Genomic DNA, 14,614 nt, shown 5'->3' with positions numbered 1-14,614 from the left:
CGTTGATTTTTTATATAATTCCAACATAGATGAGCAAAAAGAAAGATAAATCGGATAAAACTCTCTTTCGTCAAAGATCCTGGCTGGAATCTCAGGTTTTGTACGATATCATGAAAGGGGTTACTACAACCGATAATCTTAACGACCTGCTCACCCTCATACACGACTCCCTTTCAAGAATAATCTACGCAGAAAATTGCTTTGTCGCACTTCACGATGAAAACACCGGACTTTTTAGCTTCCCCTACTTTGTGGACAAATACGATCCAAAACCTGAACCGTTGAACATGTCCCGAAGCTGCACAGCCTTCGTTTATCGAACGGGTGAACCACTCTTGCTGACCGAACAGGAATTTGACGATCTGTGCAAAAAAAATGAAGTTGAACTGGTCGGCTCCAGATCCCCCTCATGGCTCGGCGTTCCTTTACGATCCCCATCGAGGACAATCGGAGTACTGGTGGTTCAACATTATGAAGAGGAGGGGGTCTTCTCTAAAGAAGATGTTCAGTTTTTGGATTTTGTCGCAAGTCAGATAGCAATAGCTATTCAACGAAAACGGGATGAAGACGAACTGCGTGAGAGTGAAGAGATGTTCCGGGCGCTTTTTAATGAATCGGCAGATGCGAACCTTCTCCTCGATGAAACCGGATTCATAAACTGTAATACTGCAACTGTGGCGATGCTGGGATTCAAAAACAAAGAAGAATTCCTTCACAAGAGCCCGTGGGAGTTGTCTCCGGAAAGACAAAATGATGGCATGCTCTCCGGCATTAAGGCTGAAATGATGATCAAAACTGCTATAGAAAATGGCTTTCACAAGTTTGAATGGACCCATACAAAAGCAGACGGCTCGGATCTACCGGTTGAGGTTATGCTTACACCTGTCCATATAAAGGGGAAACAGTTCCTCTACACAATCTGGAGAGATATAAGCGACCGCAAAAAGGCGGAATCGGAAATCAAGCAAAAGAATGAACAGCTCACCAGGTTGAATGCCGAAAAAGACAGATTCCTTTCAATCATTGCACACGACCTTCGAAGTCCTTTTCAGACTTTGTGGGGACTTACTGAAGTAATGAGCGATGAGGAAGAGCATTTTACTGCCGAACAGTACGCCAATATGAGCAGTGAATTGAACAGAATCGCAAGCAATCTTTTCAGACTCTTAAGAGACTTGCTCGAATGGGCTCAAAGTCAGAACGGGACTCTTGCCCTCAAACCTGTTGTATTCACCCTCTCCGACCTGATAGAAGAAGTGGCAAGCAACTCTGCTCCAAGGGCAAAACAAAAAGGTATTTCGATAAAAATTGATGCCGGTGACAGACTGTCCGTGTTTGCCGATCGCAAAATGATTAACTCAGTACTTAACAACCTCGTCTCCAATGCATTAAAATTTACTCACAGAGGCGGACAAATCTCGATTGGTACCGAGAAACTGGCAGACGGGATGCTGAAAGTTTCCGTGAGCGACAACGGTACAGGAATGACGCAGGAGGTTGTCAGCAAACTCTTTAACCCCGGCGAGAAAACCGGGTCCCTCGGAACCGAAGGTGAATTAAGTACCGGACTTGGACTCCTCATCTGCAAAGAATTTGTGGAAAACAACGGCGGGCAAATCATGGTCGAAAGTGTTGAAGGACAAGGAAGCAAGTTCAGCTTCACTCTAAAATCTGCTGACAGGCGGCAGTGAAAAAGTAATAACCTCTTCTAAAAAAGTTTCCGATCCTCTGCATAATCATTTTTTTTAATTCCTGTTCTCTTAAAAATTATTTGTCTCCCGGCACTTTCCTAAGATCAATTTTATTATTATTTTCCATCCTCATTAATATGGAACTTCTATGAAAAAAGTCCTTTTAATCGCTTTCGTTCTTTCACTGGCGGTTTACTCCCAAAAAACTGCAAATGACGGAGAGTGGAACAAGCAATCCATTACTCTGAAAAACACCCCCGAAGCTGCTGTAATGATCCGGGTTGGTGACATCGACAACCTTGGATTTGGCTGGTCAGAGGGGTTTAATCCCTTCTCAGGCAAGTCAACAGAGGCTCACAGATATCCATGGGAAATGGATCCCTCTAATCACCGCGGTACTGACAAGATAATGTTGCCATCTTCACTAAAAGATCTCTATGCCACCCCATGCGGCAATGACGGCTACTCACAAAGCCTGTCTGATCTCACAAAACCCGAGGCGATAGTTCTTCCTCTTACAGACTTGAAAGGTGTTGAGATAAAAGCGGCTACCCTGCTGTTGTTTGTGGATGATTTTCAGGCACCTGAATTTTGTACCAAGTACAGAGTGTGGTTCAACGGTGTACGGTTTTCAGCTCTCGAGCGCATCCTCAACAAGATTAATCAAACAGGGCCCATTGGCAAAATCATCTATCAGGAGATCCCTTCTGATTTACTCCCCCTTCTCCAAAAAGAGAAGCTGGTAATCTCGATTGACGACTCAACCACCAAAGCCGGAGACGGGTATGCGGTTGATTTTGTAAAACTGCTCGTTAACCCGAAACCATATCAGTTTAGGGGACCCGTGACTCTGAAAATTACAAATGAAGAAGGCGAACCGATGAAGGGCTGCGCCGTTCAGATTCCGGGCTATCCTTTGGCATACGCAGATGCAGAGGGAGTCGTCACATTCAAAGATCTTCCTGCCGGTATGGTACTTGCAGAATTCACCATGGAAGGTTACCTGACAGAGGCGGCGGGAATTGATATCCTCTCGGAGTATGATGAAATTCCTATAAAAGACATTGTATTAAGAAAAGCCACTACAGTAACATCTACCTATGACGGCAGGACACTGAAAGAAGGTGACACACTAAATCTTGCCAATGTCCAGTTTGCTTCAGGAAGTTCCGAACTTACTGCAAAATCGAAAACTGAGCTGGATAAAATGGTTTTGTTCCTCTCCCAAAACCCAAAGATTGATATTGAACTCTCGGGACACACATCATCAGACGGCAATTATGAATCGAATAAAAGCCTCTCTCTTTCAAGAGTTGAATCGTGTAAACAGTATCTGATTTCAAAGGAAATAAGCCCCGACAGAATTACCACCGTCGGTTACGGTCCTGACAGACCCGTCGCCCCAAACGACACTGAAAAAAACCGGGCAAAAAACAGGCGGGTTGAAATGCGAATTCTAAAGATTAGATAGAATAAATAAAAAGCCGTTCACCCGTAAGAGCGAACGGCTTTTTAACAATAAGATTAACTGCTGTCAGCTTTCGGAGTCGAAACTTGAAATGACCCCGTCCACTATCTGAGAACGGGCCTGCACTTCATTAAGTTTCTGGATGATTTTCAGCATCTCAGACCTTCTTGACTCGATTATGCCGGAGAGGAATTCCGAAATTTCGGGAGAATTACACTCTTCCATCATATTTTCGTAGAAGTTAACGGTAGCCGTCTCTTTTCTCAGTGCTTCCTGAAGCGAGGCACAGGAGTTTTTACATATTTTGTTGCAATTGAATTCTTTTTGGGTCATTTTAGTTACCTGCCTTGCTGATTAAACGGGTTCTTTTAAGTACTCTGCAATTATCTCTTTTCCCTTAAGCAAGGCTTGCTCGTTGACGGGAATGAGGTGATGATGCCGTTCGGGTAAAACCTTTTTAAGAGCAGCGAGGATCGACTGGAAATCGACTATCGGCTTCACTTCGAGAAAAGCCCCAAGCATAACCATGTTCGCCACCTGTTTTTTGTTTAACCGTTCAGCTTCTCTGAGAGCACTGATCCTGTAAATGTTGATGTCTGTCCTCATGGGAGGTTGAATTATCGTTGATTCTTCATAAAAAAGTGAACCACCCGGCTTTACTGCCTTCTCGAACTTCTCCATCGACGGCTGATTAAGAATTATAGCCGTATCGAACTTTGTAACGAGTGGCGAACTGATTCTGGTCTCTGAAACAATCACCACACAGTTAGCCGTTCCACCGCGCATCTCGGGTCCGTAGGAGGGCATCCAACTGGTTTCCTTATTATCTATCATTGCAGAATAAGCGAGCATCTGTCCCATCGAGAGGACACCCTGACCGCCAAATCCCGCTATAATTATCTCTTCTGTTTTCATTTCTGTATCCTAAAACTTAATTGTTCTTAACCATAACTGGTTCACCTGTCTTTGGATCAGGCACTTTTATATCGCCAAGCGGGTAAAGCGGCAACATGTTTTTTTCGATCCAGTCAATCGACTGTACAGGACTCATCTTCCATCCCGACGGGCAGTTTGAAACCACTTCAATAAAGCATGTTCCTTTTTTCTGCTTCTGGTATTCAAAAGCATTTTTAAGGGCTTTAGTGAGTTTTCTTACTGCATTTGGAGTGTGTACAGCGTGTCTTGCCACATAATAAGCACCGGGGAGTTGTGCAATTAGCTCCGTGATTTTCAAAGGGTTACCCATTGATGCGGCATCTCTTCCGTAAGGTGAAGTGGAGGTTTTCATTCCGATCAGGGATGTGGGAGCCATCTGGCCACCCGTCATTCCATAGATCGCATTGTTCACAAAAACCATCAATATGTTTTCACCTCTGTTAACCGTATGCATTGTTTCAGCGGTACCGATGGCAGCGAGATCGCCGTCACCCTGGTATGAAAAGACATACTTTTCGGGTCTCACTCTTTTTATTCCTGTGGCAACGGCACTTGCTCTTCCGTGAGCAGCTTCCTGCATATCCACATTCATATAATGATAAGCGAAAACCGAACAGCCTACAGGGGCTACACCAATCACCTCTTCCTGTATGCCAAGGTCTCGAACCACTTCCATCAAAATTTTATGAATTACACCGTGACCACAACCGGGGCAATAGTGAAAAGGCTCTCCGGTGAGTGTAACGGGATGATTGTCATATACCATGCAATCGGGGTTAATTAAAAATTGTTCCATTGTCTTTCTCCCGTTATTTCATCATTGATTCAAGTTTTTCAAGAATTTCTTCGGGAGTGGGGATCATGCCGCCCATTCTGCCGTAGAACTGAACATCAGCTTTTCCGTTTATTGAAAGTCTGACATCCTCAACCATCTGACCGGCGTTCATCTCAACAACGAGAAATTTCTTTACGCCCTCAGCGGCATCGCTTATCACCTGAGTCGGGAAAGGGAAAAGAGTAATTGGTCTGATAACTCCGACTTTTATTCCTTTTTCTTTTGCAAGTTCGGCAGCTTTCATGCAGATTCTTGCTACCAGTCCGAAAGCAACCAGTATCACATCGGCACCTTCAGTGTTGATGGCCTCCGATTTTACTTCCACTTCCATGGCTTTATATTTTGCCTGAAGTGTATGGTTAATTTCTTCCATTTTTTCGGGCTGAATAAAAAGAGAGGTGATGACATTCTGTTTTCTTCCCTCTTTTTTACCGGTTGTCGCCCAGTCGGGTATCACATGCGGAAATGAACCTTCTGCCGGGAGTTCGACCTTTTCCATCATCTGTCCAAGAGCTCCGTCAGCAAGTATCATCGCGGGAGTACGGTATTTCTCAGCCATTTTAAAGCCTTCGAATACAAAATCGACCATCTCCTGAACTGAAGAGGGCGCGAGAACGAACATTTTGTAATCGCCATGTCCGCCGCCCTTTACCGCCTGGAAATAATCCCCCTGTGAGGGCTGGATTGTTCCAAGTCCGGGACCGCCGCGCATAACATTCACGAGAAGGCAGGGAAGTTGTGCACTCGCAATGTACGAAATGCCTTCCTGCATAAGACTCATGCCCGGGCTCGAAGATGATGTCATCACTCTTGCACCGGCTCCGGCAGCACCATAAACCATATTTATCGATGCCACTTCACTTTCTGCCTGAAGAACGAGTCCGCGTCTGAGTGGAATCTGTTCTGTTAAATATTCCATCACTTCCGACTGTGGAGTAATGGGATATCCGAAATAAGCATCAAGTCCCGCTCTGATGGCAGCTTCAGCCATGGCTTCGTTGCCTTTCATCAAGCGGACTTCTTTTCCTTTTAATTCTTTAGTCTCCATCGTATTTTCTTTCCTTATTCCGCTTTTGCTTTCTTTTCGCGGTAAACAGTTATCGCAGAGTCGGGACAAACAAGTGCGCAATTCACGCAACCTGTGCAATTGTCCATATATAATTCCACTACGCGGTAACCTTTTAAGTTGATCTTGTCGGAAAGGACTAATCCTTTCTGGGGGCAAGCCAAAACGCAAAGCTCGCAACCCTTGCAGAGCTCTGTGTCAATTATTATTGTGCCTTTTATTGCCATTTCTTGTGATCTTTCCGTTTTTTTCCTGTAACCAGTTTACATTCAATTACTGTGCCAAACTTTTTTGTGCCTAAAAACGGTGTTTTAACCTCTTTTTGATTTTCCTTTTGCCAAATAATAGAAACTCTCCATTTTTTCTTTCCAATATTTGAGAAGTGTTTCTATTTCTTGTTACTGGGTAACCAAGGGTACGGAAAAGGAAAATATATAAAGCATTCTAAAAATCCCAATATATTTCTCTTTATTGAACTTAACGAAAAAATTAGATGTTACAACTTCAATTAAACTAATGGATGAAAATGAGAACCTTACAAAAAATCGCTTTTATTATTTTACTTTTTTCAATCGGAGTTTCCGCCAACCCCATGATGGGAATGATAAAGGGGAAAGTTATAAACATCGCCACTAAACAGCCTGTACCATTTGCTACCGTGGTGGTTTTGGGGACACAAAAGGGAGCAACTTCAAACGAGGATGGTACTTTTTCGATTGACGGACTGACACCCAATGTTTATCAGGTCAGGGTTTCCGCGATCGGTTATGCCACAATCACTGTTGCCGATGTGGTGGTAAATAACACAAAACCGACTGAAATTCAGATTGAACTGCAGGAGACATCGCTTCAACTTAAAGATGTTACCATCACTTCCGACTATTTTTACACTCCACCGACCGATTTGAATTCAACAACCACCTTTTCTTATGAAGAGCTGCGACGAGCGCCGGGTGGATTTGAAGATGTGGTTCGTGCCCTTTCCATTCTTCCGGGTGTGGCACAGGCATCTGCGGGCAGAAATGACCTTCTTGTAAGAGGCGGGGCTCCTTCAGAAAACCTTTACATTCTTGACGGGATAAAAATCCCCAATATCAACCATTTCGGGGCACAAGGTGCAACAGGCGGTCCCCTTTCTTTTGTGAATCTCGATTTCGTAAAAGAATCAGTGTTCTCAACAGGCGGGTTCTCCTCACTTTATGGTGACAAACTTTCATCAGTTTTGAAAATTGATCTTAGAGACGGAAGAAGCGATAAAATCGGGGGGAAAGCCACCATTTCCGCTTCCCAGTTTGGACTGAATCTTGAAGGACCACTTTCAGAATCCTCGAATTTTATCTTTTCGGCGCGCAGAAGTTATCTCGATTTTATTTTCAAGGCAGCGGGATTCGGCTTCGTACCCGAATATTATGATGTGCTTGCAAAGTATGATGTAAACATTAACAATAAACAAAAGATATCGTATTTATTCATCGGAGCGTTCGATAATGTGAAATTTTTCAATGACACAGAAGATCAGAGATATAACAACTCAAGAATCCTCGGAAGCGATCAGACCCAGTACGGAACGGGAATTACCTTCACCAACCTGATGGACAAGGGTTACTACAAAGTCGTAATGTCAAGAAACTATGTTGATTATGATTCCCAACAGAGTGATTCACTCCTTAATCCGATATTCAGGAACATCTCAAGAGAGGCAGAAAACAAACTCCGTTTCGAATTCTTTCATCAGTTTTCGAAAATTACCGAACTGACTGCAGGGCTTCAGGGTGAGTATATCACAACAAGTTTTGATATAAAACTTCCGAAGTTCAAAACTTCTTTTGGGGAGATTTTACCCGTTGATTCCGTAAAAACCTCGAAGAATTTCTATAAATACAGTGCTTTTGCAAATGTTACCCACAGATTCACCGCGGGACTTTTGCTTAATGCAGGTTTCAGACTCGACGAATTCAGCGGTATTTCAAACGGCTTGAGATTAAGTCCAAGATTCTCGATCGAATACAAATTTAACCCTGAAACGGGTATATCCTTCTCAACGGGAGTCTATCACCAGTCACCTTCATATATCTGGCTTGTTGCTGATGCGAGGAATACCGATTTGAGACCGATAAGAGTTGACCAGTATGTCCTCGGAATAGAACACCGCGTAAGTGAGGATGCTCTTCTGAAACTGGAGGGTTTTTACAAAAATTACAAAGATTATCCCACAAGCCTTGCAAGACCCTATGTGGTACTCTCAAACACGGGAGCGGGATTTGAAGGATCTGACAACAATTTCGAATCTTTCGGTTTTGAACCACTCACAAGTTCGGGTGTCGGAAATGCAAAAGGAATTGAATTCTCAGCCCAGAAAAAGTTATCTGAAATTCCCCTCTATGGTCTCTTAAGCCTGACATATTCAGAGATCGAAAACACCGCCTTTGACGGTGTGCCAAGACAGGGAAAATTCAATCAGAAGTGGCTATTTAATCTCTCAGGCGGCTACAGATTTGATGAGTCATGGGAGGCAAGTTTCAAATTCAGATATTCCAGTGGTGCGCCCTACACTCCGTTTAACCCGGATGGTACGCAGTCACTTTCAAACTATAACTCTGCGAAACTTCCCGATGCACATGCTCTCGATGTAAGAGTTGACAAAAAATGGTTCTTCGAAAGTGTAACTTTGATTACCTACATCGATATTGAGAACATCTACAACAAAAAGAATGTCTTCGCCTACAGATGGGACAGGCGTGAGAAAAAAGAAGATGGCGGCGGAACCATTGGTATCCTTCCCTCCATCGGTGTCAGTTTAGAGTTCTAGTTATTAACCGCAGAGGACGCAAAGAACGCAAAGAAATTATTTGGAACCACAGAGCACACAGAGCTCACAGAGAAGGGAATTCACCAAAGAGCACAAGGAGCTCACAGAGAAAGATTTTAAAGAGAGGTACTCTGTGCTCTCTGTGGACTCTGTGGTTTATTACACCTTTTGCGACCTTTGCGGTATTATATTTTACCCCTACAAAAACACTTTTGCCACATCGATCAGCAGGCCGGGATTATGAATCAGGGCAGTCTTGAAGAGATTACCCAGACTTCTCTTGTCATCGGGGACTTTTGCAAATGAATGAGCAATCGAATTGAATTTTTCGTCAGAAAAGTTATAGATTCCGTTCTTTATTCTGTCAAAAGTTTCGTGACGCTTCCCAAGGCGGTCGTTCCATTCCTTGTCATAGGAGAGAAGATGTGCGGGTTTGTTCTGCAGAACCGATTCAGCAGCAACTCTTCCACCGATACTTCCTCCTATCATTCCCGAGGCTATCCCTCCACCTGAAAGTGGATTCACCTGTCTCGCTGCATCCCCGACAAGAATTATTCCGGGAGCGGAAATTTTATCGAGGGTGACACTACATGGGACACCCCCCGCGATTGAAGTAAGAATTGCGGCATCAGGATACTGCCGGTCCATAAAATCTGTTAAATACTTCAGAGCCGATTTTTTCTTCCCAACTGCTCCGCTCACACCCAGTCCGACATTGGCAGAGTGACTCCCTTTCGAAAATACCCAAAGATATCCCTCGGGAGCTGCATTGCTTCCGAAGTGGAAGTAAATTGTGTTCGGGTCAACATCTATTCCGGAAATGGTGTATTGCACACACGACTCCATATCCCTGAAATCGATGTGGGTTTTTAGTCCCGCCCACCTTCCGACACGGGATTCAACCCCGTCGGCGGCTATAACAACTTTTGCCTTCACTTCATGTTGTTCACCACGGAACTCATATTTAACCCCCGAGACGGCATCACCGTCAAAAAGGAGTCCGTTTACATAGGCTCTGGTGAGGATTTCCGCTCCCGCATTTGCTGCGGTTTTTGCGAGTTCGTAGTCAAATATCCTTCTTTCGAGCACAAACCCCTCCTCGGGAAGTGGAAGCACCACTTCGGTGCCATCGGGAGAGTTCATTGAAAATTTTGTGATGTGCGAAGCTATCCATTTTTCATCGGGTTCTATAAATTCTTCAACCCCCTTGCGGCTGATTGCCTCGCCACACCTTACGGGGTATCCAATATCCCTGTCCTTCTCCAAAACAAGAACTGAAACCCCCTTTTCGGCAGCATATCTCGCTGCCATCGAACCGGCGGGTCCGCCACCGACGACTACAATATCATACTCTTTTTTCATTTTAGCACCCCTTCCCGCTTGAATTCTATCACTTCAATAGGACAACTCCAGATACACTTTGAACAGTTCGTACACTTTGGATCAATAATAAAAATCTCAGCTTCCTTCAGTTCAATGGCGTCCTCAGGGCATACACCTACGCAGCACCCGCAAAAATCACATTTATCGGGTATAATGTCGATCATCAACCTGCCTGTTTTCGCCATTCTGTACTTTTCTTCGTCGATCATTCTTTCTCTTTGTTTTTCTCTAACCTGTGACTCGGATACTCCGCTATTTCGATTCTCTGCTTCTTAAAACCAGTTGGAGGGATTAATGTTCTGTTTTCCTTTCCAGATTTCGAAATGGAAAATGTAACCCTCGAGACTTTTGCCGACACTTCCTATTACGGTACCACCGGAGATTTTCTTCCCTTCTCGAACGGAGATGTTGCTCAGGTGCCCGTAAACGGTGCGATACCCTTCGGTGTGGGTGATAATTATTACGCTTCCGTATCCGGGCAGCCATTCAATTGCAGAGACGATGCCGTCAGCAACACATTTTACGGATTGAGACCCCTCCACTTTGAAGTCGATGCCATAGTTTACGGTGACTGTTTTAAGTTCCTCGTTTTTGTTTTCACCAAATCCTCTGAATATTTTAGCCGACGATACGGGCTTCATCAGATTCCCTTTAAGCGATGAAAATGCTTTTCCTGTTACGGTCTGCTCTTCGAAATCCTCGACTGCTGTGCCTCCCGTTATATCCGCATCAGAATCTTCCTCGGCACCTTTTATATCGGGTTTTTTCTCTTTTTTATTTTCGGCAGTCTTGTCAACTGTTTTGTCACTCTTTTTATCGGAAGGTTTGGGAGTGTTTTTATTTTTTGTTTTGTTTTTCTTTGCTTTCTCTTCTTTGGCTATCAACTGATCTATGATGGATCCGATTTTCTTTTCCGACTGTTTTTTTGCTTCAAGCTCTTTTTTTAGTGCCTCTTTATTTTCCCCGATCTCCTTCAGCATCTCTTTTTCGTCATCGATGCTCTCCTTCAGGGCACTCTCCTCTCCTTTTTTCAGGGCAATTATCTTCGCCTTCTCCTTTTTTTCGCTCTCCAGAGAAAGTTTCGCCAATTCAAGCCGCTCCACCGATGACTTAAGATCGGAAACCACACGGGCTCCCCTCTCAGTAAATGCCTTAAAGTAGCGGTGCCTCCGGAGTGCTTCATCGAGAGAGGAAGAGTTGAGGATGTAGAGCCACTTGTCTTTAATCAGACCTTTATAAACAGCGACAACATAGCGGGCATAAAAATTTTGCAAATCCTTTATTTGTGTATCGAGATTTTTGATTTCTTCCTCGAGTTCACCAATCTGACCCGATTTTTTCTCTTCCTCTGCCTGAAGTCCGTTTACAAGTTTATTCAAGAGGAAAACCTGCCTGTTGAATTTTTCGATCAACTCATAGGTTTTCTTCTCCTCGCCCGATGCCTTTTTTAACTCATCCTTTAGTGATTCGATCTCTTTTTTAAGAGAAGCGAGTTCATCCTTTTTCTTTTTTATATCTGGCTGCTGGTTGTGTCCGTCAAAAAGAATAACGGAGAACAGCACCAGAATTATAAGAAACGGACGAAAGAAGGAGTTTTTTGTCATTTTTCTGGTTTAAAATCAGTACTCAATTACCGTTGCATCAGCCGGTGGAAGAAATTCTATGATCCACTCTTTGTTCGCCTGCATGGTCTGATAAGTCAGTTGAAGAGACTGTTTCAGTTTCGGCGCATTTACTTCGATGCTTTTCGGGAGCATTACTCCTTCAATTTTTTGGAAATCGGAGTATTTTGCTTCGACAAGGATTTCCCCTTTTTTGGTTTTAATCGAATATGCTTCGGTTGCAAGTCCGTCCAGTTTGATTTTATACGAAACAAGATTTCCCGAGAGGCTGTCTGCATAGGTCAAATTGAAATAACCTTTGTCAAACTTGAATTCCGTTGGCTGGGTATATAACCTTTTTGTAAGATTTACGGTGCCCGCAAATGCATCCCTGATGTCATCGAAACTTAGATCAACCTTGAAAATATTCCTGAGTGCAATGTTGTCAACACCTCCCTTATAGAGATTGTTGTTCAATGACTCATAGAACTTGAATTCCTTCTCCGTAAGGAGGACATTGGCGAGCTCGATACCAAAAGGACCGTAAACATTAATATTGAGTGAATCGGGTCTTTTTAGAATCGACTGAAAGAATGCCGAGTTATCCATTTCGGGAGTCTGAACATGCATCTCACCTTTGCCGTTGAACGACCTTATTTTCCGTCTGTTGGCTTCCATCTTTTTGATCAGCCGTTCGGGCTTTATGTTGCCGTCAATAATTTCATTTTCTTCATCACCTGAATCATTTACGGTGGCACACCCCTGCCATATCAACATCAGAGGGAGGATAAAAATGATAAAAAACAAAAACTTTTTCAAAGTTCGCCTCTTTCAATTTTTCTTTTGATTGTTTCATTGTCTTTTTTTAGATCGAGAGCTTTCTTCCAGTAGAGAATCGCTCCTTCCCTGTCTCCGAGCTTCGAGAGGACATCGCCAAAATGGTCGAGCAATTCATGATTATTGCCATCCATTCCCAAAGCCTTTTCTATATAAACTTTTGCTGTGTCATAGTTCCCCAGTTTAAACTGCACCCATCCGTATGTGTCAAGATACGAGGGACTGTTCGGATCGATTGCGAGGGCAAGCTCAGCAAACTTCAATGCCTCATCGAGCCTTGTTCCTCTTTTTGCAAGGGAATAAGCGAAATTGTTTGCTGCCAGAGCATTTTTCGGGTCAAGTTGCAGTGAGAGGGAATAAAGGCTGTCGCTTTTAGCCTGATTTCCGGAGCCATCGTAAACTATTGCCAGAGAGTTTAGCAGCTCCACATTTTTTGGCTCAAGAGCCAGAGCTTTATTGTAATAATTTATGGCAAGTTCGTCTTTTTTCAATCTTGAGAGAGTAAATGCATATGCAGAAAAGACATTTACTTCCTTCGGATTCAATAGAGTCGATTTATAAAGGAACGGTTCCGAGGCTTCATATTCCCCCATCAAGGCATACGACAAACCCAGAAAAAAATTCACCAGAAAATCCTCGGGAAAGGAATTTTGAGCATGGTTCAAAACAAATACCGCTTCCTTGTATCGTTTTGCATCATATATCACACCCCCGATTCTCTGCCAGATCTGTAGATACATAAAAGAATCACCAACGATTTTCCCGAATCTCTCGCCGGCTTTTACGGTATCTTTCGCCATTATTGCGAGCGCACCCTTGTAAAAATTAGTGAACCAGAAGACAGTATCTTTCTCAACGATTGAGAAAACAGAATCGGAGAATTTAAGGAGCGCTGTATCCTTCACCCCTTGCTCAAAGTAGAGAGCCCCGACATTCATTTTGAATTCAAGATTAACAAGCGGGTCGTTTACCAGTTTAAGATAGGAATCCGCTGCCGCAGAGTAGTTGTTCTGTTCCGCAAAAATTTCAGCTTTTGCTTGTAGTGAGGCTGTTTTATTCGGGAAAAGTTGTAAAATCTGGTCAATATGAAACAGAGCTCTGTCATATTTTTTAAGCTTGATATAGTAATTGACGAGAATCTCTCTCAGCTCCACACTTGAGGGATTAAACTCCAGAAACTGCTCCAGCACTTCCGTCGATTTCTCTTTATTTCCTGTCTTGTCGTAAAGGTCGGCGAGCCGTATGTATGCATTCCAGTCTTCAGGCTCTTCTTCGAGAATTTTGTTGTAAACTTCAATTGCCGAAAGAGGCTTCGATTTTTCATATATGTTTGCAAGGCGGTAGAGACTGTTGTAGTCTGCCGGGTATTTTTCAATCAGATTCTGCATCACGAGAGCTGCCGAGTCGGACTGTCTTCCTGAAAGATAAATATCGGAAAGAAGATAGTGATAATCCCTCGTTGCACCATCTTTTTCAACCGCCTCCCTGGCATACGGGAGAGCCTGCGAGAGTTTCCCAAGCCAGTAGTAACATCTGGCTATCGACCAGGAAATTCCGGGAGCCGGGTCGTATTCGTAAGCCTTCAGATAGGAATTGACCGCAAGAAACCAGTCTTCCTTTGCTTCAAAACCCGTGCCGGCTATAAAATTCTCCAAAGCGTCCCTTTGTGATACTTCTCTCGCCACCGGATGATTTTTCTCTTTTGGTGCAGTTTCTTCGACCTTTATGACCGGGGAACTGCAGCCGAAGATAAACAGAGCAGAGAACAGGGGGAAAAGAGGGGACAAAAATTTCATTTTCACAAATTTTAACGGGCTTTGGAAGTAAGAATTAATTAATAAAGGGTAATTATGCAATTTGGCGATTTTTTAAAAGAATAAAAGTCCAAAAATTTGCATTCGAAAGGTAACGAAAATGAGGGAAAAGAAGGAAGATGAACATCAATCTCAACCGTTTGAAGAACTAGCGATTAATAATTTATTAGGATA

At 43.4% G+C, this 14,614-nt stretch carries 13 protein-coding genes; 3 read left to right on the top strand and 10 right to left on the bottom strand.

The annotated features are described in order from the left end of the window. The first annotated feature begins 29 nt into the window (after positions 1 to 29). Together LCH52_14295 and LCH52_14290 are read left to right on the top strand one after the other, a co-directional pair. Positions 30 to 1,691: a GAF domain-containing protein gene (locus tag LCH52_14295; GenBank protein ID MCA0389657.1), complete on the top strand. Its 1,662-nt coding sequence runs from the start codon at positions 30 to 32 to the stop codon at positions 1,689 to 1,691. Between the two features lie 148 nt (positions 1,692 to 1,839). Beyond that, on the top strand, positions 1,840 to 3,162 hold the full coding sequence (locus LCH52_14290; GenBank protein MCA0389656.1) for an OmpA family protein: 1,323 nt from the start codon (positions 1,840 to 1,842) through the stop codon (positions 3,160 to 3,162). A gap of 63 nt (positions 3,163 to 3,225) precedes the next feature. On the opposite strand, the gene LCH52_14285 is transcribed toward LCH52_14290, so the two are convergent. The 5 genes from LCH52_14285 to LCH52_14265 are packed head-to-tail and all read right to left on the bottom strand — an operon-like array spanning position 3,226 to position 6,223. Continuing rightward, on the bottom strand, positions 3,226 to 3,492 hold the full coding sequence (locus tag LCH52_14285) for a hypothetical protein (protein MCA0389655.1): 267 nt from the start codon (positions 3,490 to 3,492) through the stop codon (positions 3,226 to 3,228). 21 nt (positions 3,493 to 3,513) lie between these two features. Further along, positions 3,514 to 4,074: a 2-oxoacid:acceptor oxidoreductase family protein gene (locus LCH52_14280; GenBank protein MCA0389654.1), complete on the bottom strand. Its 561-nt coding sequence runs from the start codon at positions 4,072 to 4,074 to the stop codon at positions 3,514 to 3,516. Between the two features lie 16 nt (positions 4,075 to 4,090). Further along, positions 4,091 to 4,891, bottom strand: a complete 801-nt coding sequence (locus LCH52_14275; protein MCA0389653.1) for a 2-oxoglutarate oxidoreductase — start codon at positions 4,889 to 4,891, stop codon at positions 4,091 to 4,093. Positions 4,892 to 4,904: 13 nt separating this feature from the next. Further along, positions 4,905 to 5,978: a 3-methyl-2-oxobutanoate dehydrogenase subunit VorB gene (locus LCH52_14270; protein ID MCA0389652.1), complete on the bottom strand. Its 1,074-nt coding sequence runs from the start codon at positions 5,976 to 5,978 to the stop codon at positions 4,905 to 4,907. A gap of 14 nt (positions 5,979 to 5,992) precedes the next feature. Further along, positions 5,993 to 6,223: a ferredoxin family protein gene (locus LCH52_14265; GenBank protein MCA0389651.1), complete on the bottom strand. Its 231-nt coding sequence runs from the start codon at positions 6,221 to 6,223 to the stop codon at positions 5,993 to 5,995. Positions 6,224 to 6,522: 299 nt separating this feature from the next. Here LCH52_14265 and LCH52_14260 point away from each other — a divergent pair, with 299 nt between their 5' ends. Next, positions 6,523 to 8,805, top strand: coding sequence for a TonB-dependent receptor (locus LCH52_14260; GenBank protein MCA0389650.1), 2,283 nt, complete (start codon positions 6,523 to 6,525; stop codon positions 8,803 to 8,805). A gap of 198 nt (positions 8,806 to 9,003) precedes the next feature. Here the strand turns inward: LCH52_14260 and LCH52_14255 are convergent, their stop codons facing one another. From LCH52_14255 to LCH52_14235, 5 genes are all read right to left on the bottom strand, one after another. Beyond that, positions 9,004 to 10,167, bottom strand: coding sequence for an NAD(P)/FAD-dependent oxidoreductase (locus LCH52_14255; protein MCA0389649.1), 1,164 nt, complete (start codon positions 10,165 to 10,167; stop codon positions 9,004 to 9,006). Further along, the gene (locus LCH52_14250; GenBank protein MCA0389648.1) at positions 10,164 to 10,397 is read right to left on the bottom strand and encodes a 4Fe-4S binding protein; all 234 of its coding nucleotides are present in this window, start codon (positions 10,395 to 10,397) and stop codon (positions 10,164 to 10,166) included. Before LCH52_14250 ends, LCH52_14255 begins: the two co-directional genes overlap by 4 nt. A gap of 63 nt (positions 10,398 to 10,460) precedes the next feature. After that, positions 10,461 to 11,792, bottom strand: coding sequence for a peptidoglycan DD-metalloendopeptidase family protein (locus LCH52_14245; protein MCA0389647.1), 1,332 nt, complete (start codon positions 11,790 to 11,792; stop codon positions 10,461 to 10,463). A 15-nt stretch (positions 11,793 to 11,807) separates the two neighbouring features. Beyond that, the gene (locus LCH52_14240; protein MCA0389646.1) at positions 11,808 to 12,608 is read right to left on the bottom strand and encodes a DUF4292 domain-containing protein; all 801 of its coding nucleotides are present in this window, start codon (positions 12,606 to 12,608) and stop codon (positions 11,808 to 11,810) included. After that, positions 12,605 to 14,422, bottom strand: a complete 1,818-nt coding sequence (locus tag LCH52_14235; GenBank protein MCA0389645.1) for a tetratricopeptide repeat protein — start codon at positions 14,420 to 14,422, stop codon at positions 12,605 to 12,607. Before LCH52_14235 ends, LCH52_14240 begins: the two co-directional genes overlap by 4 nt. Between the last annotated feature and the right edge of the window lie 192 nt (positions 14,423 to 14,614).

The sequence above is a fragment of the Bacteroidota bacterium genome (genome assembly GCA_020161395.1).
In the GTDB taxonomy this organism is placed as follows: Bacteria; Bacteroidota; Ignavibacteria; order Ignavibacteriales; family Ignavibacteriaceae; genus UTCHB3.
The sequence above is the reverse complement of the archived record's forward strand: the minus strand, read 5'-3'. Positions and strand labels throughout refer to the sequence as shown.

Bases quoted from the DNA above. Each gene is read 5' to 3' on its own strand.
- LCH52_14295 (MCA0389657.1), top strand. From the start codon at position 30: ATGAGCAAAAAGAAAGATAAATCGGATAAAACTCTCTTTCGTCAAAGA.
- LCH52_14290 (MCA0389656.1), top strand. From the start codon at position 1,840: ATGAAAAAAGTCCTTTTAATCGCTTTCGTTCTTTCACTGGCGGTTTAC.
- LCH52_14285 (MCA0389655.1), bottom strand. From the start codon at position 3,492: ATGACCCAAAAAGAATTCAATTGCAACAAAATATGTAAAAACTCCTGT.
- LCH52_14280 (MCA0389654.1), bottom strand. From the start codon at position 4,074: ATGAAAACAGAAGAGATAATTATAGCGGGATTTGGCGGTCAGGGTGTC.
- LCH52_14275 (MCA0389653.1), bottom strand. From the start codon at position 4,891: ATGGAACAATTTTTAATTAACCCCGATTGCATGGTATATGACAATCAT.
- LCH52_14270 (MCA0389652.1), bottom strand. From the start codon at position 5,978: ATGGAGACTAAAGAATTAAAAGGAAAAGAAGTCCGCTTGATGAAAGGC.
- LCH52_14265 (MCA0389651.1), bottom strand. From the start codon at position 6,223: ATGGCAATAAAAGGCACAATAATAATTGACACAGAGCTCTGCAAGGGT.
- LCH52_14260 (MCA0389650.1), top strand. From the start codon at position 6,523: ATGAGAACCTTACAAAAAATCGCTTTTATTATTTTACTTTTTTCAATC.
- LCH52_14255 (MCA0389649.1), bottom strand. From the start codon at position 10,167: ATGAAAAAAGAGTATGATATTGTAGTCGTCGGTGGCGGACCCGCCGGT.
- LCH52_14250 (MCA0389648.1), bottom strand. From the start codon at position 10,397: ATGATCGACGAAGAAAAGTACAGAATGGCGAAAACAGGCAGGTTGATG.
- LCH52_14245 (MCA0389647.1), bottom strand. From the start codon at position 11,792: ATGACAAAAAACTCCTTCTTTCGTCCGTTTCTTATAATTCTGGTGCTG.
- LCH52_14235 (MCA0389645.1), bottom strand. From the start codon at position 14,422: ATGAAATTTTTGTCCCCTCTTTTCCCCCTGTTCTCTGCTCTGTTTATC.